23 protein-coding genes are annotated in these 23,161 nt (G+C 62.9%); 9 read left to right on the top strand and 14 right to left on the bottom strand.

Annotation, left to right across the window (positions count from 1 at the left end):
- Positions 1-51 precede the first annotated feature (51 nt).
- The 4 genes from IE053_RS10130 to IE053_RS10115 form a co-directional block, all read right to left on the bottom strand.
- Positions 52-501 carry a YHS domain-containing (seleno)protein gene (locus tag IE053_RS10130; RefSeq protein WP_189575565.1) on the bottom strand — a complete coding sequence of 150 codons (450 nt, stop codon included), beginning with the start codon at positions 499-501 and terminating at the stop codon, positions 52-54.
- Positions 502-572: 71 nt separating this feature from the next.
- Positions 573-971 (bottom strand): hypothetical protein, encoded by a 399-nt coding sequence (locus IE053_RS10125; RefSeq protein ID WP_189575562.1) that lies wholly within the window; start codon positions 969-971, stop codon positions 573-575.
- 5 nt (positions 972-976) lie between these two features.
- Positions 977-2,629, bottom strand: coding sequence for an NAD+ synthase (locus IE053_RS10120; RefSeq protein ID WP_189575560.1), 1,653 nt, complete (start codon positions 2,627-2,629; stop codon positions 977-979).
- Positions 2,622-3,542, bottom strand: a complete 921-nt coding sequence (locus IE053_RS10115; protein ID WP_189575558.1) for a Gfo/Idh/MocA family protein — start codon at positions 3,540-3,542, stop codon at positions 2,622-2,624. Before IE053_RS10115 ends, IE053_RS10120 begins: the two co-directional genes overlap by 8 nt.
- A gap of 223 nt (positions 3,543-3,765) precedes the next feature.
- Between IE053_RS10115 and IE053_RS10110 the strand changes: the two genes are divergently transcribed.
- Both IE053_RS10110 and phhA read left to right on the top strand, forming a co-directional pair.
- Complete coding sequence (locus IE053_RS10110) at positions 3,766-3,921, top strand: hypothetical protein (protein ID WP_189575556.1); 156 nt, start codon at positions 3,766-3,768, stop codon at positions 3,919-3,921.
- A gap of 66 nt (positions 3,922-3,987) precedes the next feature.
- Positions 3,988-4,881 carry a phenylalanine 4-monooxygenase gene (phhA, locus tag IE053_RS10105; RefSeq protein WP_189575554.1) on the top strand — a complete coding sequence of 298 codons (894 nt, stop codon included), beginning with the start codon at positions 3,988-3,990 and terminating at the stop codon, positions 4,879-4,881.
- 2 nt (positions 4,882-4,883) lie between these two features.
- On the opposite strand, the gene IE053_RS10100 is transcribed toward phhA, so the two are convergent.
- Positions 4,884-5,876, bottom strand: coding sequence for an acyltransferase (locus IE053_RS10100; RefSeq protein WP_189575553.1), 993 nt, complete (start codon positions 5,874-5,876; stop codon positions 4,884-4,886).
- Positions 5,877-6,129: 253 nt separating this feature from the next.
- Here IE053_RS10100 and IE053_RS10095 point away from each other — a divergent pair, with 253 nt between their 5' ends.
- Positions 6,130-6,675, top strand: coding sequence for a heme NO-binding domain-containing protein (locus tag IE053_RS10095; RefSeq protein WP_189575551.1), 546 nt, complete (start codon positions 6,130-6,132; stop codon positions 6,673-6,675).
- Positions 6,676-6,678: 3 nt separating this feature from the next.
- Entirely contained in the window at positions 6,679-7,434 is a 756-nt protein-coding gene (locus IE053_RS10090; RefSeq protein ID WP_189575549.1) for a hybrid sensor histidine kinase/response regulator, read from the top strand.
- Here IE053_RS10090 and IE053_RS10085 read toward each other — a convergent pair.
- Positions 7,431-8,786: a class II 3-deoxy-7-phosphoheptulonate synthase gene (locus tag IE053_RS10085; protein ID WP_189575547.1), complete on the bottom strand. Its 1,356-nt coding sequence runs from the start codon at positions 8,784-8,786 to the stop codon at positions 7,431-7,433. The two genes, IE053_RS10090 and IE053_RS10085, sit on opposite strands and share 4 nt — an antisense overlap.
- Before the next feature lie 67 nt (positions 8,787-8,853).
- Positions 8,854-9,600, bottom strand: coding sequence for a PepSY-associated TM helix domain-containing protein (locus IE053_RS10080; protein ID WP_189575545.1), 747 nt, complete (start codon positions 9,598-9,600; stop codon positions 8,854-8,856).
- Positions 9,601-9,698: 98 nt separating this feature from the next.
- Between IE053_RS10080 and ahr the strand changes: the two genes are divergently transcribed.
- A complete protein-coding gene (gene ahr / locus IE053_RS10075; RefSeq protein WP_189575543.1) occupies positions 9,699-10,712 on the top strand; it encodes an NADPH-dependent aldehyde reductase Ahr in 1,014 nt (337 codons plus the stop codon).
- Between the two features lie 256 nt (positions 10,713-10,968).
- Complete coding sequence (locus IE053_RS10070; RefSeq protein ID WP_189575541.1) at positions 10,969-12,438, top strand: DEAD/DEAH box helicase; 1,470 nt, start codon at positions 10,969-10,971, stop codon at positions 12,436-12,438.
- 126 nt (positions 12,439-12,564) lie between these two features.
- On the opposite strand, the gene IE053_RS10065 is transcribed toward IE053_RS10070, so the two are convergent.
- Positions 12,565-13,083, bottom strand: coding sequence for a peroxiredoxin family protein (locus IE053_RS10065; protein WP_189575540.1), 519 nt, complete (start codon positions 13,081-13,083; stop codon positions 12,565-12,567).
- A 52-nt stretch (positions 13,084-13,135) separates the two neighbouring features.
- A complete protein-coding gene (gene miaA / locus IE053_RS10060; protein WP_189575538.1) occupies positions 13,136-14,059 on the bottom strand; it encodes a tRNA (adenosine(37)-N6)-dimethylallyltransferase MiaA in 924 nt (307 codons plus the stop codon).
- Between the two features lie 36 nt (positions 14,060-14,095).
- Here miaA and grxD point away from each other — a divergent pair, with 36 nt between their 5' ends.
- Positions 14,096-14,428 (top strand): Grx4 family monothiol glutaredoxin, encoded by a 333-nt coding sequence (gene grxD, locus IE053_RS10055; protein WP_189575536.1) that lies wholly within the window; start codon positions 14,096-14,098, stop codon positions 14,426-14,428.
- A 180-nt stretch (positions 14,429-14,608) separates the two neighbouring features.
- On the opposite strand, the gene IE053_RS10050 is transcribed toward grxD, so the two are convergent.
- Positions 14,609-14,806 carry a hypothetical protein gene (locus IE053_RS10050; protein WP_189575534.1) on the bottom strand — a complete coding sequence of 66 codons (198 nt, stop codon included), beginning with the start codon at positions 14,804-14,806 and terminating at the stop codon, positions 14,609-14,611.
- A gap of 183 nt (positions 14,807-14,989) precedes the next feature.
- Complete coding sequence (gene rpsD / locus IE053_RS10045; RefSeq protein ID WP_189575532.1) at positions 14,990-15,607, bottom strand: 30S ribosomal protein S4; 618 nt, start codon at positions 15,605-15,607, stop codon at positions 14,990-14,992.
- A gap of 136 nt (positions 15,608-15,743) precedes the next feature.
- Here rpsD and IE053_RS10040 point away from each other — a divergent pair, with 136 nt between their 5' ends.
- Positions 15,744-17,375, top strand: a complete 1,632-nt coding sequence (locus IE053_RS10040; RefSeq protein ID WP_189575524.1) for an amidase — start codon at positions 15,744-15,746, stop codon at positions 17,373-17,375.
- A 6-nt stretch (positions 17,376-17,381) separates the two neighbouring features.
- A complete protein-coding gene (locus tag IE053_RS10035) occupies positions 17,382-18,608 on the top strand; it encodes an FAD-binding domain-containing protein (protein WP_229786172.1) in 1,227 nt (408 codons plus the stop codon).
- Here IE053_RS10035 and IE053_RS10030 read toward each other — a convergent pair.
- The 3 genes from IE053_RS10030 to IE053_RS10020 form a co-directional block, all read right to left on the bottom strand.
- The gene (locus IE053_RS10030) at positions 18,605-19,576 is read right to left on the bottom strand and encodes an NAD(P)/FAD-dependent oxidoreductase (protein ID WP_189575522.1); all 972 of its coding nucleotides are present in this window, start codon (positions 19,574-19,576) and stop codon (positions 18,605-18,607) included. The two genes, IE053_RS10035 and IE053_RS10030, sit on opposite strands and share 4 nt — an antisense overlap.
- Positions 19,577-19,629: 53 nt before the next feature.
- Positions 19,630-20,472: a hypothetical protein gene (locus IE053_RS10025; protein ID WP_189575519.1), complete on the bottom strand. Its 843-nt coding sequence runs from the start codon at positions 20,470-20,472 to the stop codon at positions 19,630-19,632.
- A 73-nt stretch (positions 20,473-20,545) separates the two neighbouring features.
- Positions 20,546-23,161, bottom strand: a complete 2,616-nt coding sequence (locus tag IE053_RS10020; protein WP_189575517.1) for an AAA family ATPase — start codon at positions 23,159-23,161, stop codon at positions 20,546-20,548.

Here is a 23,161-nt window from a genome sequence, read left to right as displayed (position 1 = left end):
TGGCGGAGGTCACGCGCCGAGGGGGAGAAGCAGGGAACTCCGCCGATCCGCCTAGTTCAGAACAGCCGGCCACTGATCATCGGCCTTCGCGATGAAGCCATCGGTGTCGGCGAGCCAGCGCTTTTCGATCGAATCATTGAAATTGAGGTAGAGCTTGCCATCGATGACATTCGCATTGCGCGGATTGCCGGGAGCAAGCTTGCCCTGCGCGATGGCCCAGGCGCAGTAGCCGCCATATTGCGGGGCGTATTCTTCCGGGGCTGCCTCGAAACGCGCGAGATTCTCGGCGCTTGCGAAGCGGAACTCCGCACCCTGATAGGTGGCCGAAAATTCGCGGCTGCCCTCGATGCCTTCGCCATCAAAGAAGCTGACAGCATCATAGCCGCCCACAGCGACATTGTTGAGAAGGCCGGTATGAATAGGATCGGCTGCATTGGCGGCAGACGGAACAAATGATGCGGCTGCGAGGCCGACAATGGCAGCCGAGAGAAACTTTTTCATGGTCAGTGCATCCTGTTGTTAGCCTGATGCCCTTCTGTTCGGGGCGCTGGCCAAACGGTTACTGACTACGTTCAGTAAGCGGGACTCCAGAGCCGCCACAGAACGATGCCGAGACCGATCGAGGCCAAACCATAGAGCCAGAGCAGGCGTTTGAGCGGAGGCACGACCTTCTGCGCAAAGCTGCGATGCTGCCTGTACATGAACAGCATGGCGATGGCCGAAACCGTGAGGAACGCGCCGAAGACAAAGAAGAAGGCCGCGAACCTGAAGCTCCCTGCCTCCACCATCACCGCAACGCCAATGATTGCCCGGATGACGGCTTCAAGCGCGTTCGCCTGAGGCGTGGAGGCGAAGCCTGACAGGAATCGCCAGGCGAGCTTCGGTCTGGCTATCGCTATGATACCGAGGACGAAGAGATAGATGATCGCGAGGGCAACGATGAACTTCGCGATGAGCGCGACCGGATCCACGCCTTTCAGCCCGTGAACCGGTTCACGATCGGATAGCGCCGGTCGCGCCCGAAATACCGTGTCGAGACTTTCGGTCCCGGCGCAGATTGCCTGCGTTTGTATTCCGCCCTGAACAGCATCGTCTGGATACGGCGCACCAGCTCCTCGTCAAAGCCGCGTGAAGCGATCGCGTCGACGCTCGCCTCTTCCTCGACCAGGCCATGAAGGATCGCATCGAGCACCTCGTAGGGCGGGAGGCTGTCCTCGTCTTTCTGGTCTTCACGAAGCTCTGCTGACGGAGGTTTGGCGATGATCGCCTCGGGGATCACTTCTCCGCCTGGGCCCAAGGCCCAATCCGGCTTGTTCGCGTTGCGCCAGCGGGCGAGCCTGAACACATCGACCTTGTAAACATCCTTGAGCGGATTATAGCCGCCATTCATGTCGCCATAGAGCGTGGCGTAGCCCACTGCCATTTCCGACTTGTTGCCGGTGGTGAGCATCATCGAGCCGAGCTTGTTCGAGATCGCCATCAGCGCGGTCCCGCGAAGGCGCGACTGGATGTTCTCCTCCGCAAGGCCCGGCTGGCGACCTGCGAAGATGCCCGCCAGCATCCCGGTCATCGCTTCGACCCCCGGCTCGATCGGGATGGTGTCGAGCCGCGTCCCCAGTGCCTTGGCGCAGGCTTCGGCATCGGTCATCGACGCTTCGGACGTATAGCGCGAAGGCAGGCGGACGCAGTGCACATTCGCTGCGCCCAAAGCATCGACGGCGATGGCGGCGACGAGGGCACTGTCGATGCCGCCGGATAGTCCCAGGACAACCTGACGGAACCCGGACTTCAACACATAGTCCCGCGTTCCGACCAGAACCGCTTCGTAGACCAGCGCCTCGTCCTCGGGCCAATCGGCATATTCCGACCTGCTGACCTGCAAGGAGCCATCGTCCTTGACGATGTCGAAGCCCTGCACCTTCTCGACAAACAGCGGCAGTTGGCCTCGGACCCGGCCCGCGCTCACGGCGAAGGACCCGCCGTCGAAGACCAGCTCGTCCTGCCCGCCCACCTGATTGACGAAGAAGAGGGGCAGGCCGGTCTCCAAGGAGCGCGCCTCGGCATGGTCGCGCCGCTCCCGTTTCACATTCCTGCGGAAGGGCGAGCCATGCGGAGCGATGAGCATGTCGGCGCCTGCTTCTTTCAGACGCCGGCTCACATGCGGGAACCACATGTCCTCGCAGACCATGAGGCCCAGCTGCCAGCCACGGAATTTCAGCGCCTGCGGGCTCGGACCAGCGGCAAAGGTCCTCGGCTCGTCAAAGGGACCGTAATTGGGAAGATGCACCTTGCGCGCAACGCCTGCGACCTTGCCCCGGTCAAGCAGGAGTGCCGCGTTGTAGGGCCGATCGGCATGCCCGTCGTCCTTCCACGGACATCCCACAATCACGCCCGGACCATCGACGGTCTTCTGCGCCAGCGCTGCCGCTGCCTTCATGCAGGCATCGACATAACTCGGGCGCAAGACCAGGTCCTCGGGCGGATAGCCTGAGACCGACAGCTCCGGGGTCACCACCAGATCAGCGTCGCCAGCCTCTGCCCGCGCATCCAGGATTTTCGCGGCATTGCCGGACAGGTCGCCAACAACAGGGTTGAGCTGCGCCAGGGCGATCCGCAGCCGCTCAGGCATCAATGGCTTCCTCGATCGCCAGCGCCATGGCGAGAGCACGGCGACCCGCCTGGCCCGGAACGGCCGGGCTGACACCCGACCTCACCGCGGCAAGAAAGCTTTCGGTTCCAAAACCAAGCGGGTCCTTCAAGGCCAATGGCAGGTCGTCACCAGAGAAATCGGCCGCCACCGGCTCCGGCGTGGTGTTGGCGACTTCGCGTTTCAGGAAGTCGAGATGCACTTGGCCGTCGAGATATTCCATCCTCAGGTCACGCACCGGATCATCCTCAAGCCGCGAAGCGATGAGCCGCGCCTGCACGCCGCCAATATCGAGGGTCACGTCAACATAGTCGGCGAAATCACCCTTCTCCTTGCGGCTCTCGATCCTGAGGATGTCGGCGTCCGAACGTCCGGTCAGCTGGGCCAGCAGGTCGAGATCGTGGATCATCAGGTCGAGCACCACCGAGACATCCCCAGCGCGGGGGCTGTAGCGGTTCATCCGGCGGGACGTGACCTTCTGGGGCACCTCGCGGTCAAACAACCCGAAAGCGGCAGCGACATAGCGCTCCTGATGACCCACCTGAATGAAGACACCCTTCGCCTCGGCGGCCTCGATCAGGGCGTCGGCTTCGTCCACCGTCATGGCGATCGGCTTCTCGACCAGCACGTGCTTGCCGGCCGCGATCGCCTTCGCGGCAAGCGATGCATGGGTCGTCGCGGGCGTCGCGATGGTCAGGACATCGACCTGTGCAAGGAAGGCATCGTAATTATCAAAGCCCTTCGCGCCGAACTTGTCGGCACGCTCCTTGGCGCGCTCAATATCGTGATCGTAGATCGCGACGAGTTCCGCGCCCTCGGTCTCGGCGTATTTGTTCGCGTGGTAGCCGCCAAAGACCCCGGCACCCGCCACGCCAGCTTTCAGAACGTCTGTCATGCTGCTCCGCCTATCATTCTTCTCGCAAGGCCGCGCCTCACGGTTGGTCACCAATGATGAGGAGCGGGCCTAGAAGCAAGCCCCCCGTTAAGACTTGCGTAACGGTGTCCACAAATTGCCTCAGTTCTTGCGCAAGGAAGCCCCAATAGGCTGCAAGGACCTTGCGTGGTGGTAAGGTGGGTTGGAGGTCTCGAGGATGCGTATCCCGTTTCCAAGTGCGAGAATGTGTGAAGAAGCCTGGGCCGAGGCGCTGGAAGGGCTTCGCGTGACCCTTCGCGGCCGGGTGCTGGCGGAGGTCCAGCCGAACCCGTTCGCAAGGCCCCTGCCCTGTCCGATCGAGAACGCAGGCCGCACGGCGAAGATCCTGCGGATTTTCTAAGCAGTCACCCTGACTTGGGTCCCCGGCGGGTTTGGGCTATTGCGCTCACCTGTCGGAGGACACGCCATGAAGGAAACCGGAGAGTTTCACCGCGCAAGTCAGGCCCCTGCTGAGGATTACACGATCCCGCAGGACTGGGAGAGCTACACCGACGAAGAGCATGCGACCTGGGACACGCTTTACAAGCGCCTGATGGAGGTGCTTCCGGGACGGGCCGACAAGGCCTTCCTTGAAGGGCTCAAGGCGCTCGACCTCGGGAAAGGCGGCATCCCCCATTTCGAACGCATGTCCGACGAGCTCGAAGCACTCACAGGATGGCGCGTGGTTGCCGTTCCGGGCCTCGTTCCGGATGAGGTCTTCTTCGACCACCTTGCCAACCGGCGCTTCCCGGCGGGCAATTTCATCCGCAAGCCGGACCAGCTCGATTACATTCAGGAGCCCGACGTCTTCCACGATGTCTTCGGCCATGTCCCGATGCTGTCGAATCCGGTCTTCGCCGACTACATGCAGGCCTATGGCCAAGGCGGGCTCAGGAGCCTCGATTCGGGCTGCCTCAAGAACCTCGCCGCACTTTATTGGTACACGGTCGAATTTGGCCTCATCAACACCGATGAAGGCATGCGCATCTACGGCGCCGGCATCGTCTCATCGCCGGCTGAGAGTGTGTTCAGCCTCGAAGACCCCTCGCCGAACAGGATTGGCTTCGACGTCGATCGCCTGCTGCGGACGGATTACCGCATCGACGATTTCCAGCAGACCTATTTCGTCATCGACAGCTACGAAGACCTGCTCGAGAAAACGCTCCGCACGGATTTCGCGCCGCTCTACGAGGCCCTCCGGGACGAGGGCCACGCGTCGAGTTACGAATATTCCCCGGCAGACGTTCTGGACACGGACAAGGTTTTCAACCGCGGCACCCAGGCCTACGCCAATCGGGGCGGACGGTTCGCGGCCGAATAGGCCTAGCCGGCAAGACGCTTGAGCAACGGAACCTGTCTCAAACCTAGCACGAGAGCAGTCGTCAGCAGGAACGTGAGCACAAGGATGCTCGCGCCCGTCAGAAGACCCGGCGCGGGAGCGTGGCTTTCGAGCTGCTTGAGGACGATGAGATGCGCGGCGAAAATTCCTAGCGTGGCGGGTGCCAGGCGCCGCGACCATTTCGAAAGCAGGTTCCGCGGCAGGGCAAGTCGCCGAAACAGGAAGAACATGCCGATACCGAACGGAACCGTGCCGATCGCAAAATCGTTCTCCGTAAACGGAACACCGAACCCGAACCGGAAGAGGCAAAGCTCAGCTGCGGAAAGCGTAATCCCCGCCATCGCAAGCATAGCCGCCTTTTGCCACGAGAGCTCGAATCCGCTGCGTCGCGCCCACAGGCCGAATGCGACGAAAACTACCGGGTAGAACGGGAAGACACGCGAAAGCTCTGGTGTCCGCAAGTCGGGAAGCCCGGCGACTGGAGCGTATGAGCCCAGAAGCAGCCCGCCTGCGAAACACACGGCACCGAGCACCATGATCGTTCGCATGCTAACGTATTGGGCCACCAGATGGACGGCCACGAGGCTCGCGCCGAGCGAGCTCAGGAACCAAAGATGGTAGCCCTCGCCCCCCTCGGCCAACAGCCAGAACCAGGTCTTGAGGTCTGCGGGATTGTTCAGAACACGGCCGAATGTTTCGGTTGCAACCAAGTAGATCAGCACCCAGATGACATAGAGCGGTAACAACCTTCTGACCGCGAAGCGCAGGACCGGGCGCAAGGAGCGCGTGCGGCCGTAAAAGTAACCCGATGCGATCAGGAAAAAGGGGACGACCCAGCCGAAAGCCACGAAGAAGGCGCTGCCAACAGAGGCGAAATCGCCATAGATCCGGTAGTCCTGATGCGCTGCGATCACGAGAAAGCACGCAAGGACACGTCCAAAGGCCATCCCCGCGGCCCGGTCCAGAGGCTGCTTCAAGCCTGCCTCTCCCTGTGCTGGCGCGATCGGAGAGGTCATTGCTGCGCTGGGGACAGTGTCCGACATCAGGCTTCCCGTTTCGGGCCAAGCACCAAAAGAGCGCTGGTCCCCTTTGCGGAAGGCTTCACAAGATATGCCAACCGCCTGCCCCCGCTCGAGAAATTCTCTGGCGGATCCGATGACTCGAGTCCACGGCGTTCATCGACACTTAGCCCTTTCTTGATAGCCACAACCTCTAGCTGTGGGAGCCGCCATGAAAGGCATCGTCTTCACTGAGTTTCTCGACATGGTCGACCAAAGTTTTGGCCCCGAAACGACAGATAGAATTCTTGACGCCTGCCACCTCGATAGTGGCGGCGCCTATACGGCGGTGGACATCTATGACGGGAGCGAGCTGCATCTTCTCGTTGGTGCGCTGAGCGACCGGACCAAGCTTTCGGTCGAGCAGCTCCAGCGCGCCTATGGACGCAAGCTGTTCAGTCGGTTCGAAGAGGTGCACCCCGAGATCTTCAGGCGCTACCGCTCGGCATTCGAGATGCTTTCCCGCGTCGGCGGCGAAATCCATCGGGACGTCCGCAAGCTCGACCCGAATGCCGCCCTGCCGCATCTCTCCGCCGAGCGTCCTTCCGATAAGGCCCTCATCCTGACCTACCGGTCGCGCCAGAACATGCCCTCTTTCTGCCGCGGCCTGATCGAGGGCTGCCTGCTCCACTTCGGTACACCTGCATCGATCCGGCAATTGGACCTTGGCACCGTCGGCGGGCTCCCCTCCCACCAGTTTATCATCGAACAGGACTAGGGCATGAGGGAGGGAGCGGCGGTGAAGACCGGCTACGTCGCACGCCAGCGCTACGAGCGCGAACGGGCGGCGAGGCTGAGAGCGGAAAAGCTCCTGGAGGAGCGCTCGCTCGAGCTCTACGAGGCCGCGCGAACGAAGGAGCGGTTTCTCCGGAATATCAATCATGAATTCCGTACACCGATGAATGGAATCATCGGGCCCGCGCAACTGCTGCAGGCAGAGAACATCCCCGAAGCGGTCCGCGGCTGGGGTGACATGATAGAGCGGTCCGCGCGGGAACTCCTCGAATTTCTTGAAACCGCCATCGAAATGGCACGGGTGAACGGAACATGCTCCGAGCAGGAAGCCGATGTGCCCGACTACACCCCCCTTATTCTCATTGTTGACGACAACTCCGTGAACCGCATGGTCGCCAAGGCTGCCGTGGAGGCGATCGGTATGCGGAGCGCGCAAGCCGAAAATGGTGCTGAAGCCCTGAACCTCTTGGCAGAACAGTCACCGGACGGAATTCTGATGGACCTCCAGATGCCGGTGATGAGCGGCCAGGAAGCCATCAAGGCGATCAGGTCCAGCGGCGAAGCATGGTCCAGGACGCCAATCATCATATTGACAGCCAACGCCGATCCGGACGGACCGCAGCTTGCCCAGGCGATGGGTGCGGATGGCTATATGACGAAGCCGATTGCCGTCCGGCACCTGCAGGATCGCCTCCGTGAACTGACGAAGGTGAAGGTCTCGTTGCGGGACTGTCTGGCCTAGGCTGCCTGTCGCTCGCGCACCGCGCGGAGCTCTTCTGCCAGCGTGAAGGCCAGCTCCAGCGCCTGGCTGGCATTGAGGCGAGGATCGCAATGGGTGTGGTAGCGCTTCGAGAGCGCCTCCTCGTCAATTGCCTGCAATCCGCCGAGGCACTCGGTCACGTCCTGGCCGGTCATCTCGAAATGCACACCGCCGGGATAGGCGCCCTCTCCCCGAACGAGGTCGAAGAACTGCTGAACTTCTCCCAGAACAGACGAAACCTTTCGCGTCTTGTAGCCATTGTCGGCCTTGATCGTGTTGCCGTGCATGGGATCCGAAGACCAGACGACCGTCCGGCCTTCCTCCTGCACCCGGCGAACCAGTCCGGGAAGGTGCTGGCTGATCTTTTCGGTCCCGAAACGGGAGATCAGGACAATCCGCCCGGCCTCGTCATCAGGGTTCAGAATATCGAGGAGCTGGATAAGCTCATCAGGCTGCATGGTCGGCCCGCACTTGATGCCGATGGGGTTGGCGATCCCGCGACAAAACTCGACATGCGCACCGCCGGGCTGGCGGGTCCGGTCACCGATCCAGACCATGTGGGCGGAGGTGTCGTAGTAATCGCCACTGGTGGAGTCTGTCCGGGTCAGCGCCTCTTCATAGCCCAGAAGAAGAGCCTCATGACTGGTGTAGAACTCGACCTCGTTGAATGCCTTGGTGTAGCTCGTTCCAAGCCCGCAGGCGTCCATGAAGTCCATGGCGTCGGAGATCTTGTTGGCAAGCTCCGTGTAACGCTCATTCTGCGGGCCGCTGGCGAATTCCAGGTTCCAGCGGTGCACGTTGCGAAGGGACGCATAGCCCCCTTTGGCAAAGGCCCGGATCAGGTTCAGCGTCGCCGCCGACTGGCCATAGCCCTTGAGAAGCCGCTGCGGGTCGGGAATGCGCGCCTCGGCCGTGAACTCCGAGCCGTTGATGTTGTCGCCGCGATAGCTTGGCAGGGTGACATCGCCTTGCGTCTCGGTGGGCGAGGAACGCGGCTTGCCGAACTGGCCGGCAATCCGTCCGACCTTCACCACCGGCACGGCCGCGCCATAGGTCAGGGCGACGGCCATCTGGAGCAGCACGCGGAAGGTGTCGCGAATGTTGTCGGCTGAGAACTCCTTGAAGCTTTCCGCACAGTCCCCGCCCTGCAGGAGAAACGCTTCCCCGCGGCTGACCGCCGCCAAGCGCTCCTTCAGCGAGCGCACCTCGCCGGCAAAGACCAGCGGAGGATAGCTCGCGAGCTCTTTCTCCACAGCTTCAAGAGCCGCGGGATCGGGATAGTCGTCCGGAATGTGCTTCGCCGGCTTCGCGCGCCAGCTTGACGGATGCCACATGACCTTACTCCTGGCCTTTGACGCTAATGGCCTGAGAGCACTCGTGCAACGCCTGCGCCGCGCGAAATTAACCGATCCCTCCAATCATGTACGGCGCTGCACCCAAGAGGACCCAGACAGCGCAGGCGAGAAGCAGCCCGGCCGCTGCCAGCCTTGGCCCATGAAGTCGCGACCAGAGCAGGATCCCCGACAGGCTCATGAGCAACAGCGCCCCCGCAATAGCATCGATCAGGAGGATCCAGACGACGCCGATGCCGTGTCCCATATGAAGCTCCTTGAGGAGCGCGAGGAAGGAATACCCCGTCCGCTCGAGGGCGACCAGGTTGGCCGCGGGCACGTAGCTCGCCTCGATCGCTGCGTTGGGGCCACGGAACCGCATGTCCCAGCGCTCCACAGGCTTTTGCTCCGTCCCCTCGAAACTGACAGCCTCGATCCTTGGGGCTTTGCGCGAGGCGGAAGGTTCCTGGATCACCCCATAGGTCGCCTGCACCCACGCCGCAAAATCGTCTCGGCTCTCAAACGGCATCCCTTCGCGAACGAACTCGACCGAGGACACCTGAGGCGTGCCCACCTCGATCTTCATCACGTTGCGATGGTTCAGGAGGATCCCCGAAAACCCGAGCACCACGAACATCAGCGCTCCGAAAAGCCCGGTCCAGGCGTGGGTCCGCTTCAACCAGAGCAGGAAGGTCCCGCGCTGCAGCTTCTCCGGGAGAAAGGGGTGGAGCTTCCGCCTCTTGGTTTTCGTCGGTTCCATCGTCGTCATCGCAAGCCCGCCAAAGAAGAATTCCTTGCGAGTGATTATCATGAGCATTCGCGGCAGGAAAGGGCGTTGGCGGTGTCCTGCTTCGCGGCCTCGCCTTGGGGCTCGCCACGCTCTACTTCGCAAAGCCGAACAGGAGGAACAGGTCCATGCCCGTCAACGCCTACGCCGCCATGGAAAAAGGCGGGAAGCTCGAGCCGTTCGAATATGAGTTCGGCGACCTGGGATTCGACGAGGTCGAACTCGAGATTGAAAGCTGCGGCATCTGCCACTCCGACATGTCGATGATCGACAATGAGTGGGGTTTCTCTACCTACCCCCTTGTTCCCGGACATGAAGTTGTCGGAAAGGTGACCAAGACTGGTGATGGCGTGAAGGCCGTTCAGGTCGGCCAGCGCGTTGGCCTCGGCTGGTTCGCCGAGAGCTGCCGACGATGCCGCCCCTGCCTTTCTGGGCACCACAATCTCTGTACCAACTCCACCGCCACCATCGTTGGTCGCCATGGCGGCTTTGCCGACAGGGTCCGCGCGTCGGAGCTCTGGTGCATCCCGATCCCGGACAGCGTGGACGCTGTCACCGCCGGTCCCCTCTTCTGCGGCGGCGCGACAGTCTTCAACCCGCTGGTCCAGTACGAGGTGAGTCCGATGGACCGGGTCGGCATCATCGGCATTGGTGGCCTTGGCCACCTCGCCTTGCAGTTCGCCCGCGCATGGGGATGCGAGGTCACCGCTTTCACCACCTCGGACGACAAGGCGCAGCAGGCAAAGGACCTTGGCGCGCACCACGTCGCCAACACCCGCGATGAGGGCACGCTCAAGAAACTGCGTGGCAGCTTCGATCTCATCCTCAACACCACGGCGGTCGGCCTTCCGTGGAGCGACTATGTGGGGGCGCTCTGTGCCAAGGGCCGCTTCGTGAATGTCGGCGGCAATGTCGAAGAGCCGATCTCGGTCGGTGCCTTCGACCTGATCGGTCAGGAAAAGAGGGTCGGCGGCTCGGGCCTCGCCCCGCCTGTCATCATGCAGCGTATGCTTGAATTCTGCGGCCGCCACGGCATCGCACCGATCACCGACCGGTTCTCGATGGACGACTGCAATGACGGGATGCAGCATTTGCGGGATGGCAAGGCGCGCTACCGTGTGGTTTTGACGCGACAGCCATGACTTCGACTGTGCTTTTCTAGTCACGAAGGACGGACTTCTCTGTCCTCAACAAGTCCTCACCCCGTCAGCCCTTTACAGGGGCGGGGACCCGTCGTAGTGCCCGCGTTTCGTGGGCGCAGCCTGTTTTCAGGATCAAGGTCAGACGTCCGCGACTGCCGATTGGCGTCTTGCTTGCTCTGCCCGTTTCGCGAGTTAGGCGCTTGGAAAAACCGACCGCAAACGTAACGACCGACAGATAAGCGAAAACGATCAACGCATGAGTTCTGAAAACGACGTCCAGGAAGTGGACGCCGAGGCCCAGGAGCCGACCCAAACCGAGACCGAAACGACCCAGGCCGAAGCGGACGCTCCGGCTGAGGAAGGCGTCGTCGCCCACGACGCGCCTGTCGAAGTGAAATTCGCCGATCTCGGCCTCGACGAGAAGCTTCTCAAGGGCATCATCGACGCCGGCTACGACACGCCGACGCCGATCCAGGCGAAAGCCATTCCCGAAGCGCTGAAGGGCCGCGACGTCCTCGGCATCGCGCAGACAGGGACCGGCAAGACCGCCGCCTTCACCATTCCGATGATCCACCGCCTGTCGCGCGGCCGCGCCCGGGCGCGCATGCCGCGCAGCCTGGTCCTTGCCCCGACGCGCGAGCTGGCGGCACAGGTGGCCGAGAGCTTCGAGAAATACGGCAAGTACCACAAGCTCTCGATGGCGCTGCTGATCGGTGGCGTCAGCTTCAAGGACCAGGAGATCGCCCTTACCCGCGGCGTGGACGTCCTGATCGCCACGCCGGGTCGGCTTCTCGACCATTTCGAGCGCGGCAAGCTTCTCCTCACCGGCCTCGAGGTCATGGTGGTCGACGAGGCCGACCGGATGCTCGACATGGGCTTCATCCCCGACATCGAGCGCATCTTCAACCTGACGCCGTTCACGCGGCAGACCCTGTTCTTCTCCGCGACCATGCCGCCGGAGATCACCCGGCTGACGCAGCAGTTCCTCTCCGCGCCCGCGCGCGTCGAGGTCAGTCGCCCGGCACAGACGGCGGACACGATCACCCAAAAGATTGTCCGCCTGCCGAAGAACGATGACCGCCTCAAGCGCGCGACTCTCCGTAAACTGATCGACGACGCCGAGGGCCTCCAGAACGGCATCATTTTCTGCAACCGGAAGAAGAACGTCGATATCGTCGCCAAGTCGCTCCAGAAGCACGGCTACAATGCCCGCCCGATCCACGGCGATCTTGCGCAGTCCTTCCGCATGGAGACGTTGCAGAAATTCCGCGATGGCGAGCTCAAGCTGCTCGTCGCCTCCGATGTCGCGGCTCGTGGCCTCGACATCCCGGAGGTCAGCCACGTCTTCAACTTTGCCGTCCCGGTGAACTCGGACGATTACGTCCACCGCATCGGCCGGACAGGCCGCGCCGGCCGCAAGGGCACTGCCCTGATGATGGTCACGCCAGCGGACGAGAAGGCCCTGGACGCCGTTCTCAAGACCACGGGCATGGATTCCATTGACGAGCTCGACCTCAAGGAGTTCTTTGAGAGCTACAAGGACGATGAAGGCGACCGGGGCGGTCGCGGCAAGCGCGACAGGTCCGACCGTTCCGAGCGAGGAGAGCGCTCAGAACGCGGAGGACGGGGACGCCGTGGCCGCCGCGACGAAGTCCCTGCCATGCAGCACGCGGACAACGTCAAAGGCTTCGGCGACCACGTGCCAGACTTCATGAAGGTCGCCTGAACTCGTCAGGCGAAGCCGCGTCTGGATATCGACCAACCCGAATTCGCCGATATCCCTCAGGGTGCCTTCTCCTCCCGAAGCTCGCGACCGGCACAAACAAGCAAACGGCTCCGGCGGAGAGCTCGGTTACTCAGCCCCTCGCACCGCCTCGAGGATCGTCTCCACCGCGGGCCTGTTACGATAGCTCTTGTCGTTGGTGGCGTAATCATCCTCATAGAGCTTGGCCTCCACGACACCGTTCTTGTCGACAATAAAGACCGCCGGGTGCGGAATGCCGTGGACCCGGCTGCCCGGGCGGTGCTGTTCGTTGAGGATCCCGAAGGCCTTGATGATCTCCGAGCCCTCGTCCGAGATCAGGGCAGCGTCGATGCCCATTTTCTCCGCAAACGCCATCTGCTTCGCCGGCGTATCATAGCTGACGAAGATCAGCGGACGGCCTTCTTTAGCGAATGCCCGAGCCTCAGCATCAAGCTCCGCCACCTGCTTCTTGCAATAGGGGCACCAGTCGACCGAGCGGACGAAGACGATCGTTGCGCCCTCCTCTCCCGTGGCGGCCTCAAATCGTTCCGCCGCCGGAATGGTGGAGCCCACGGCAGGGCCAAGATCCGCGCCGAGCGCGAGCGAGAGAAGAAAAGCGAGAAGCATGGCAAAAACCCCGAAATGTCCGGACGGATCTTCGGGGCCTTGGCGTAGGAAGTTACCGCCGCGCCATCACCTTTTTCGCCGCAGCTTCGACAAGGTGATCGCCCGCGCTGAACACCGGCCAGTCGGTCTGGTTGCGGAACCAGGTCATCTGGCGCTTGGCAAAGCGTCGGGTCTCCTGCGCCGCCATCTCGACGGCCTCCCCTTCCTCGAGATCGCCGCGGATGAATGCAGCGAGTTCAGGAACGCCCAGCGCCTTCATGACCGGCAGGATTGGAGACAGCCCGCGCGCCATGAGAGCCCGGACTTCCTGGACCGCCCCCTCTTCCATCATCTTGAGAAAACGCCGGTCGCAATTCTCGTAAAGCGTCTCGCGCGGCGGCAGCAGGCACGTTTCAAGGAACGGCGCGTCAAGCGGTTTGCGCCGCGGCTCCTTTTGCCAGTCAGACAGCGGCCTGCCCGTCGCTTCGAGGACGGCTACCGCGCGGACATGGCGCTGGCGGTCATTCGGCTCCAGTCGTTCCATCGCCGGATCGGCTTCAAGCAGCTTCGTCCTGAACGCGGCCGGGTCAGCATCGAAGGCCACGCCCGCCCTGACGCTCACCTCTTCAGGCACCTCCGGGATCGGCGAGAGCCCCTCAGTCAGGCTCTTGAGGTACAGCCCCGTGCCTCCACAGATGACGGGAATGGCACCCTCAGCCCGCAGCTTCTCGATGATCGGAACCGCTTCGGACACGAAACGACCCGCGGAGTACCTCTCGGACCCATCGACATGACCGTAGAGATGATGGGGCACGCTCCGCTGATCGGAGGCCGTGGGCCTTGCCGATAGAATACGGAGGTCGCGATAGACCTGCATCGAGTCAGCGTTGATGACCTCTCCACCAACCATCCGGGCGAGCATCTCCGCAGCGGCGGATTTGCCTGAAGCCGTCGGGCCGCCGACAATGACGACAGGGGGGCCACCTTGCGCGCTCATGCTCTGATCTCTAGCTGACGCGAAACGGAGTTTTCTATGACCGACGCCGCGCACCAGACCATCAAGTCCGAAATCGAAGCCAATGACGTGATGCTCTTCATGAAGGGCTCGCCCCAGTTTCCGCAGTGCGGTTTCTCAGCTGCGGTTGTACAAATCCTTGATTATCTTGGGGTTCAGTACGGGTCCATGAACGTCCTCGCTGACGAGGATATCAGGCAGGGCATCAAGACCTATTCCGACTGGCCGACGATTCCGCAGCTTTATGTCAAAGGCGAGTTCGTCGGCGGCTGCGACATCGTCCGTGAAATGTTCGAAAAGGGCGAGCTGCGTCCGTATCTGCAGGAAAAAGGCGTCCTCGAAGCCGCCTGATCCGGCTTCGGGCATCTTCGCATTCCGTGCGCCCAGGCAGGTAACCGCTTGGGCAGCGATTATTGCGCGCGGAATCAACAGCGCTGGCCAGCTTCACGACCGGGTCTTAAGGATCGGCCAACCTCCACGATCTCAGTCAGGCTCCGGAGCAAGACCGAGGCCGGCCCCGGAGCGCTTCGATCAAGGTTCGAGATCGCAGGGCTGCTCGATCATGCAGACCGACGGATTCCATGGGAGCCGGAACCACCAGGGGCAGGGACACGGATCGTCCTCGGTGCCGGTAGCTGCCGCGATCCCGAGGGCCGCGAAACCACCGAGCATGCTGGCCGCGACCCCGGCCAGCACAACCTTGGCCGCGCGCTTCTTCATCATCAACATCAGTCGCCTCCTCTTTGTTGGCCAAATGAGGTTGTCGCGACCGCAGTTCAGGCGCAACCTGAACAGAATCTCAATGGCAGTTGTGATTCAGTATCTTGGCATCTCGACACATCAAGCCGCGTCGGCCAAGAAAAAAGCCCGGCGCAAGGGCCGGGCTTTCTCGAGATTGTTTTGGCTTCGAACTTACGAAGCGTAGTATTCGACCACGAGGTTCGGTTCCATCGTCGCCGCATACGGAACTTCGGAGAATTCCGGGACGCGGACATAGGTCGCCGTCATCTTCTTCGGATCGACATCGATGTAGTCGGGGATGTCACGCTCGGCGAGCTGGAGCGCTTCGAGGACGAGAGCCATGTTCTTGGACTTCTCGCGGATCTCAACGACGTCACCCGGACGAAGCCGGTAGGAAGGGATGTTGGTGCGGCGGCCGTTCACCAGGACATGGCCGTGGTTCACGAACTGGCGGGCGGCGAACACGGTCGGCACGAACTTGGCGCGGTAGACCACGGCATCGAGGCGCGACTCGAGAAGACCGATCAGGTTCTCCGCGGTGTTGCCCTTGGCACGCGCGGCTTCGGTGTAAAGACGCTCGAAGTGCTTCTCGGAGATGTTGCCGTAATAGCCCTTGAGCTTCTGCTTCGCCATCAGCTGCTGGCCGAAGTCCGACAGCTTGCCGCCACGGCGCTGGCCATGCATGCCGGGCTTGTAGTCACGGCGGTTGATCGGGGATTTGGGGCGACCCCAGATGTTCTCACCGACCCGGCGGTCGATTTTGTACTTGGCGGAAATCCGCTTCGACATTTTTCACTCTCTAGGCCCGGCTCCGGTCCGTCGCCCCATGCGACAGACGATCTCAACGGCGGTTTCCCGGGCTTCCCGTCTTGAAGAGCGGGTCAGTAGCAGGCCAGAAGGGACCGTCAAGTGAGAGGAGACGGGAATGAGGGCTTTTCTGATCGGCGCTGCGACGATTGCGCTGCTGGCGGCATGTGACGACGGGCCTGCGGAGGCAACCTCCCAGGCGCCCCAGACCACAAGGCCCGAAATTGCGCCCGCGCCCAACGCACGATCCCTACCCCAGGCCCTCAAGGACGGCGACGCCCAGCCGGTGCAGGTCGTGGGCACCTATCTGCGCCGGATCGAACTTCTCGACGACAGCGGACCGAAGATCCAGGCCGTCATCGCCGTCAACCCCGAGGCCGTGTCCCAGGCGCAGGCGCTCCAGCAGGCTGCCGCCAAAGGCGAGGAACCCGGCCTTCTCTACGGGCTCCCGATCCTCGTGAAGGACAACATCGAGACGACAGAGATGCCGACAACGGCCGGCTCGATGGCGCTGAAGAGCAACATGACCCGGCGTGACGCCCCGGCAATCGCCCGGCTGCGCGAGGCCGACGCCATCATCCTGGGCAAGACGAACCTTTCCGAATGGGCGAATTTCAGGTCGTCGCAATCGGTCTCGGGCTGGTCCGCCGTTGGTGGCCTCAGCCGCAATCCCCACGACCTCACCCGCAACACCTGTGGCAGCTCGTCAGGCTCGGGCGCCGCGGTCGCGGCAGGCCTTGCCTGGGGTGCTCTCGGGACCGAAACGAACGGCTCCGTCATTTGCCCCTCGGCCTCGAATGGGATTGTCGGCTTCAAGCCCACGGTGGGCCTTGTGAGTCGCTACCGCGTCGTCCCGATCTCGCCGAGCCAGGACACGATCGGCCCGATGGCTACCAGCGTTCGCGACGCGGCCATGATCCTCACCGCCCTCGCAGGTAGCGATGACAACGACCGTGCCACTGAAGAGGCCGACGCGCGCAGGACCGATTACGTCGCCGCGCTGGAGGGCGCTTCGCTCGAAGGTCTCCGCCTCGGCGTTCTTCGCTGGGCGCAGTCCGATGACCCCCGCGAGCAGGCCGTCTTCGAAGAAGCCCTCCGCCGCGCCGAGGATGCCGGGGCGATCCTCGTCGATATCGACGCCTTTCCGGGCGAGGTGAATGGGGGCGATGCGTTCACCGTCCTCAAGGCAGAGTTCAAGGCCTCGCTCAACGAGTACCTCGCCGACGCTGCACCCGAGGTCGAGACCCGGACGCTCACCGACCTCATCGCCTTCAATGAAGCGAACAAGCGCGAGATGGCCCTGTTCGGCCAGGACATTCTCATCGACAGCGACGCCATGCCCGGCCTTGATGACCAAGGGTATCTCGATGCCGTTGCCGCTATCCAGAAGGGCACACGAGAAGACGGCATCGACAGGATGCTGGCCGAGCATGGAGTCGACCTGCTTGTTGCCCCGAGCTTCGGACCGGCCTTCAAGATCGATCTCGTCCGGGGCGATGTCATCGCCAACAGTGCAGGCGCTGGCTGGACTGCCGCGATCGCCGGTTACCCGCACCTGACGATCCCGATGGGCAACGTCAAAGGCCTGCCGCTCGGCTTCTCGATCATGGGCACGAAATGGGATGACGCCGACGTCCTCGCGGCGGGTCACGCGATGGAACAGGTCCTTCCTCCGCGGCTCGTGCCGACCTTCCGTAACGGAATCGAAAGCGACCCCGTGGTTAATGAGGCCATTAAAACGAGTCTCTGAGGGCCCATGTCCCAGGATCCACTGCTGAACGCACCGGACTTCTTCCCCGCCACGCGCGAGAACGCCCTCGCGCGGGTCGAGGCCTTCCAGCCCCAGATGGGTGAGGTCTATGCGGAAGAACGGAACTTCGACTACGGACCGGAGAAGCGGTTCAACGTTTCCTGCCTCTCGCCCTATCACAGCCATCGCCTCCTCCTCGAAAAGGAAACGATCGCCGCGGCGCTCGAGAAGCATTCCGACAGGGAAGCCGAGAAGTTCATCCAGGAAGTCTACTGGCGGACCTACTTCAAAGGCTGGCTTGAACACCGTCCGTCAGTCTGGACCCGGTACAAATCCGCCGTGAAGAGCCAGCTCGAAGGCCTCTCCGGCGGCCAGAAGAAGGCCTATGACCAGGCCGTCGCTGGAGCAACGGATATCGAGTGCATGAATGCCTGGGCTCAGGAGCTGACATCGTCAGGGTATCTGCACAACCATGCGCGCATGTGGTTTGCATCGATCTGGATTTTCACGCTCCGCCTGCCGTGGATGCTTGGTGCGGATTTCTTCTACCGCCACCTTCTCGACGGCGATGCCGCATCGAACACCCTCTCCTGGCGGTGGGTCGCGGGGCTCCATACTCCCGGCAAGAACTATGTCGCCACCGCCTCGAACATCCGCAAGTTCACCGATGGCCGCTTCAATCCCGAAGGTCAGCTTGCTGAAGACCCGGCGCCGCTGGAAGATGACTGGAACGGCGAGCCCGGCTCGCTCCCCGTCCACGAAACGCCGGCGAAGGGGATGAGGACGCTCCTTCTGCTTCATGAGGATGATCTCGATTTCGAAAGCCTGCCTCTCGACGGGCTGGATCTTGCGGGGGTGGCAGGGATTACCGTCACCGACGACCGCTCGCCCCTCGGCGCCAGTGAGAAGGTGAAGCAGTTCAGCATTGGCGCAGTCGAGGACGCCCTTAACCGCGCTGACGACAACCTGCCGGTTGACGCGGTGAAGCTCGCAAGCCCCTCTTCCGCTCTCGATCATGCCAAGGACATCGGCGCGACGCAGATCATCTATCCGTATGCACCGGTCGGGCCCGTCAAGGACCGCCTCGACGCTGCTCGTGCGCAATGGGAAGACGCCGGCCTGAGTGTGCGGGCCATGCTCCGCCCATATGACAGCGACGCTTGGCCTCACTGCTCGAAAGGCTTTTTCAAGCTGAAAGAAAAGATTCCTATGCTGATGAGTGCCTGGCGCTAGCCGAGCTCTTCTGCCAGCCTCTTCCCAAGCGTGTGGCCACTGACCCACGCGCTCTCCACCCGCGGCGCGATATGCCAGTCGCCACAGGTGGCCAATCCCGCATCAAGGTCGAGGCCATAGTCACCGGGCGCCGCTTCGGTCACGCGTGCGTAGCGCCAGCGGTGCACCATTGTCCCCTCGGCTTTCGGAAGGCCCGGCACCTGCTCGCGCAGGGCGGACATCAGTGCGTCACTGACATCGTCGGGGTCGTCTTCGAGATGCGCTTCGGACCATGCCTCTGTGGCGTGGACCACGAGCCGCCCGCCCGGCTCCCTCCCAGGCTTGCTCGCCTGGCGGAAGATCGCGTCAATTACCGGGTCCTCCGGCATCGACGCATCGAAGCCCGGATCCGCATCCTCTCCGAAACCCACCATCAGGGTCCAGCAGGGCGCCATCCTCGCCTTGTCCGCGGCGATCTTGAGAGGCGAAGTCTCGGGAAGGAGCATCGCAGCCTGTGGCGCAGGAGCGGCGATAACGACGAAATCCGCATCGGCCACCTGATGACCCGAGCGGGTCACAAGATCGAACCGCCCATCACGCCCCTGGACCGGCTGCCCGAGTTCAAGACCGAACTCGGCGCCGAGGGCGGTCGCCTCATGCTTGACCATCGCGCTCATCCCCGGCACGCCGACGAACCACTCGGCATCGTGCTGCAAGGTTCCGGCTTTCAAAAACCGCCCCTCCCACTGCGCCGCGATACCTTCGCCCATCCATCGCTCGACCTGCGCCCTGAACCGCTGGTCGCGGGCTGTGAAAAAAGCCGCTCCGTGATCGAAACGACCCATGGAGCTCCTGCGCGTCGAGCACCTGCCGCCCGGACCGCGCCCCTTGTCGCCCAGCCTGACATCGAGTCCCGCACGATGCAGCTCACGGGCGCAGGCGAGGCCTGCGATACCCGCACCGATGATGAAGATGGAAGGCACGGCCATAAGGTCCCCTTTCACCAAGGGACCTATACCGCTTCCCGCTCAAAGAAAGCCGGTCAGAACCGGTAGGAATGCCGCAGTCGCTGGACGAGCAGTGGCGTGGTCGAAGGCTGCATGTCGACGGTCCAGATCGGATTTGGTCCGACCTTCGCGACGAAACGCTCCTCGGTGATCCGGTAGCCCTCGGCCTCGATCAGGATCCACAGCTCAGCTTCCTCATCCGCCGCGGCAACCTTGGTGATGATGCGCAGCGTGCCATCGCTCTCATCATAGTCGATCTCGGCGCCGGACGTGCGGAAGATGTTGTAGCGCTTGCCCGTTTCGGGGTTCCAGAGCTTGCCCACAAGGCGGTTGCGGCGGATCATCTCGTCGATGTCCTGTTTCAGCCCGTTCGGGAAGTCGATCTTGATCCGGAGCTGGTAGTATTGGCCCTGGCGCTGCACCGCGACAGGCACGAGCTGCGCCCCGCCGATCCGTGCAGGCTCCGCGAAAGCCTCGTCGAAGTTCATCATCTCCGGTGACCTGGTTTCCTCGGCAGGCGCCTCGAGAGGAGCACCGAGGTCAGCCGGGGCAACTGTCACGAGAACAGCGAGCGCACCAAAGCCCTGTGCGAAAGCGCCGCGAAGGGTCGTCGGCTGGGTGAAAACGACGGATATCGCGCCAATCGCCATGAGCAACAGCATCACGCCATAGAGCGGAACAGAGGATATGCCGAGCATGCTCGTTACTTCGATGACCCAGCGGTTGATAACATAGAGGGCTGAAGCCTCGCGCTGCTGGACGAGATCGACGATGACCGCAGCCGCAATACCGAGCGCTGAAGCCAGGCCGAAGCCAATGACATTGACGGGACCGTAGTCCCTGTCGGCATATGCACGCTTGCCGTCACCGTAAGTCATGTCCGGAAGATCCCACTAACCCTTACTGATACCTTAACACAAAGAGGCATCTCGGCAATCGCGGACGCGCGATTCAGGTTTCGGGAAAGGGCGTTGGTTCCAGGCCCTGTCCGCCAAGGTCGCGGAACAGCCGGTCATGGCAGGTCAGCACGATGATCTGGGTCTCCTCGGCCACCTCGTGCAAAACGCCGAAGAGCTTTCGCGCCCGGCTGTCGTCTGCGTAGCCGAGTGCGTCATCGAGGATGACGGGCATGGGGTTGCCGCGTTCGGCCATCAGCCTTGCGAAGGCCAGCCTTGTGAGGATCGCGATCTGCTCTCGCGTTCCCGCCGAAAGACTGCGGACATCCTCGGGCTGCCCCGGCCGCTCAAGTTTTTCCGGGTTCCATTCGCTATCGAAACGAAGCCGGGCGTCACCGAATACCCGTTCGAGCATCGGGTCGAGTGCCTTCATCACCGGCGCGACGATCGTCTCGCGACGGGTTTCTTCCTCCTCTGCGATGAGGTCGACGATCAGGCGGAGCGCACCGCGGCGCTCCTGAAGTTTGGCCAGCCGCTGTTCTGCGATGGCCAGTTCGTCGGCGAGCTCTGCAAGCTCGGCCTCGACCCCGTCGGCGTAGAGACCCTTCAGCTCAGTTTCGATCCGGACAATGTCCTTACCGAGACTCTCGCTCCGGCGCCGTTCGTTCGCTTCCACACCGCGCAGGCGTTCGACGTCCTTCTCGGCGCGTTTGACGTCCCGGAGCGCTTTTTCGATCGCCTCAATCTGCAGGCGGCGAGCGCCGATCCGGCTCTCCACAGCTGCGATCTCCTCGTCGAGCTTCTTTCTCGAGGCCTCCTGCTCGGCTTCGTCGCCAAGATCAGCGTCGAGCGCCGCTGCTTCGCGACGCATCACTTCGAGTTCCAAGGCAGCTTGGGTGCGCTTGTCAGCCAGCTGGTCGAGAATTTCGGAGAGCCTCCTTTCCTCTTCTGCAGCCGCCCGTTCTGCCTCCGCCGCCTTCAGAAGGGCCTGTTCAAGCTCAGGGCGACCCTCGTCAGGCGCGGCACCCTCCGACGCGCCCTCCTCAAGCGTGCCGATCCGCACCCGCAGTGCATCGATGCCATCGGGCGCCAGGCGACGAAGCTCCCGGCGCGCCGCGTCACGCATCGCCCCGGCACGGATCCGGGCGTCTTCCCGGTCCTGCGCCTCCGAAAGGCTCGTGACGTTCATTTCGGAAAACAAACGGTCCCTATTCGCCTTTGCAGTCTGCACCTCCTCGCGGAGAGCCTCGCGGCCGGGCAAAGCGAGGGTCATCACCGTGCCGGCCACACTGATCCGTCCCTCCCCCGAAATACGGGCGCCTTGCCCTGCACCAACCTCCACACCATCGACCGAGACCGGGCCGCCGCTCTCAACGGTCAGTTCCGGCGAAGCTGCGCTCAGCCTCGCCTCGGCCCGGTCAACCGCTTGTTCGGCCTCGCGGAGCCTGTTGAGGTCGATCGGCGGCTGGGAAGCGACCTGCTCGATCTCCACTAGGGATTTAGCCGCCTGCTGCGCTGCGTCGAGATTATCCAGCAATTGCTTGCGTTCGCTTCGTGCCCGCCTCGCATTGTCGATCCGCTGCCAGCGATCGAGCTTTTCACGGATCACGGCCGACTGCTCCTGCGCCGCGGCGCGCTTTCGCCGTGCGGCCTCGCGGTCTTTCTTGGCCATACCGCGATCCTGTTCCAGTCCGTCCAGCGCATGCGCGGCCATACCGGCTGTTTTTCTCAGCTCGCTCAGTCGCTTGACCTTATCTGCCAGTTCCTGCCGCCGCTCCTCCGCGCGCTGTTGCTCAAGGCGATCCCGCTCGATGAGTTCCTCGGTATGACCACGCTCGGAGCGCAACCGCTCGCCATCGGCGGCCCTTTTCTCCGCCTCGGCCAGCTCTGCCCGGCGCCGGGCGGCGTCCTCCGGATCGTCAAGCGACGCGAGTTCGGCGCGCTTCGCCGCGAGCTCGTCCCGGAGCTTTGCCGATCGATCGACCCGTGCCTGCGCCGCCTGGAGGCGCTGCCTTAGCGCCCCAACAATGGCCTCGGCTTCGGCCAGCTTGCCCGTCGCCTTGCGGTTCTTCGGGGTCTCCAACGCCTTCAGCGCTTCGGTTGCCGCTGCAGCCACCTTCCTGGCATCGTCGGAGCCGCTGATCGCGGACACTTCCCCGGCCAGAAGGCTCGCCATGGTCTCGGCCTGCTCGCGCGTCGCGCTGGTCTTGTCCTGGGTGACAATGCTCCGAAGGCTGTCGCCCTGCCCGACCCACAGAAGGCCGGTCGGACCCGCCTGCATTTTGTCCGCCCCAAGAAGCGCCTTGAGCCGGTCATCGGCGTCGTCGCCAAGCAACGAGGCCCCGCCCGAGAGAAGCTCGAGCCGTGTCATCGAGCCCTTCCGGCCCTCGGCAAAGCGCTTGGCGAGGCGGTATCGCTCGCCTCCCGCCTCAAAGGCAACCTCAACGAATGGATCATCCGTCGCTCCATGGGAGCGCAGGCTCCCCGCCGTTTTCTGCTCTCGTGAGCTGTCCTTGACGAAAAACGCGAAGCGCAGGGCATCGAGGAGCGTGCTCTTGCCGAATTCGTTTGGCGCGGTCAGGACGTTGAGGCCCGGCGCGAGATCCTCGAGGGCAATCCCTTCGGGTCCGAAACGACGCACGTTCCGCAGGCGTATGGCATTGATGCGCAT

Source organism: Parvularcula lutaonensis (genome assembly GCF_014651915.1).
Classification (GTDB): domain Bacteria; phylum Pseudomonadota; class Alphaproteobacteria; order Caulobacterales; family Parvularculaceae; genus Parvularcula; species Parvularcula lutaonensis.
This window is presented reverse-complemented; position numbering and strand designations above follow the sequence as displayed.

Bases quoted from the DNA above. Each gene is read 5' to 3' on its own strand.
- IE053_RS10110 (WP_189575556.1), top strand. From the start codon at position 3,766: ATGTGTGAAGAAGCCTGGGCCGAGGCGCTGGAAGGGCTTCGCGTGACC.
- rpsD (WP_189575532.1), bottom strand. From the start codon at position 15,607: ATGTCGAAGCGGATTTCCGCCAAGTACAAAATCGACCGCCGGGTCGGT.
- IE053_RS10080 (WP_189575545.1), bottom strand. From the start codon at position 9,600: ATGCTCATGATAATCACTCGCAAGGAATTCTTCTTTGGCGGGCTTGCG.
- IE053_RS10040 (WP_189575524.1), top strand. From the start codon at position 15,744: ATGAGGGCTTTTCTGATCGGCGCTGCGACGATTGCGCTGCTGGCGGCA.
- phhA (WP_189575554.1), top strand. From the start codon at position 3,988: ATGAAGGAAACCGGAGAGTTTCACCGCGCAAGTCAGGCCCCTGCTGAG.
- IE053_RS10030 (WP_189575522.1), bottom strand. From the start codon at position 19,576: ATGGCCGTGCCTTCCATCTTCATCATCGGTGCGGGTATCGCAGGCCTC.
- miaA (WP_189575538.1), bottom strand. From the start codon at position 14,059: ATGAGCGCGCAAGGTGGCCCCCCTGTCGTCATTGTCGGCGGCCCGACG.
- IE053_RS10070 (WP_189575541.1), top strand. From the start codon at position 10,969: ATGAGTTCTGAAAACGACGTCCAGGAAGTGGACGCCGAGGCCCAGGAG.
- IE053_RS10120 (WP_189575560.1), bottom strand. From the start codon at position 2,629: ATGCCTGAGCGGCTGCGGATCGCCCTGGCGCAGCTCAACCCTGTTGTT.
- IE053_RS10090 (WP_189575549.1), top strand. From the start codon at position 6,679: ATGAGGGAGGGAGCGGCGGTGAAGACCGGCTACGTCGCACGCCAGCGC.
- IE053_RS10095 (WP_189575551.1), top strand. From the start codon at position 6,130: ATGAAAGGCATCGTCTTCACTGAGTTTCTCGACATGGTCGACCAAAGT.
- grxD (WP_189575536.1), top strand. From the start codon at position 14,096: ATGACCGACGCCGCGCACCAGACCATCAAGTCCGAAATCGAAGCCAAT.
- IE053_RS10020 (WP_189575517.1), bottom strand. From the start codon at position 23,161: ATGCGCATCAATGCCATACGCCTGCGGAACGTGCGTCGTTTCGGACCC.
- ahr (WP_189575543.1), top strand. From the start codon at position 9,699: ATGCCCGTCAACGCCTACGCCGCCATGGAAAAAGGCGGGAAGCTCGAG.
- IE053_RS10065 (WP_189575540.1), bottom strand. From the start codon at position 13,083: ATGCTTCTCGCTTTTCTTCTCTCGCTCGCGCTCGGCGCGGATCTTGGC.
- IE053_RS10130 (WP_189575565.1), bottom strand. From the start codon at position 501: ATGAAAAAGTTTCTCTCGGCTGCCATTGTCGGCCTCGCAGCCGCATCA.
- IE053_RS10085 (WP_189575547.1), bottom strand. From the start codon at position 8,786: ATGTGGCATCCGTCAAGCTGGCGCGCGAAGCCGGCGAAGCACATTCCG.
- IE053_RS10050 (WP_189575534.1), bottom strand. From the start codon at position 14,806: ATGTTGATGATGAAGAAGCGCGCGGCCAAGGTTGTGCTGGCCGGGGTC.
- IE053_RS10035 (WP_229786172.1), top strand. From the start codon at position 17,382: ATGTCCCAGGATCCACTGCTGAACGCACCGGACTTCTTCCCCGCCACG.
- IE053_RS10025 (WP_189575519.1), bottom strand. From the start codon at position 20,472: ATGACTTACGGTGACGGCAAGCGTGCATATGCCGACAGGGACTACGGT.
- IE053_RS10115 (WP_189575558.1), bottom strand. From the start codon at position 3,542: ATGACAGACGTTCTGAAAGCTGGCGTGGCGGGTGCCGGGGTCTTTGGC.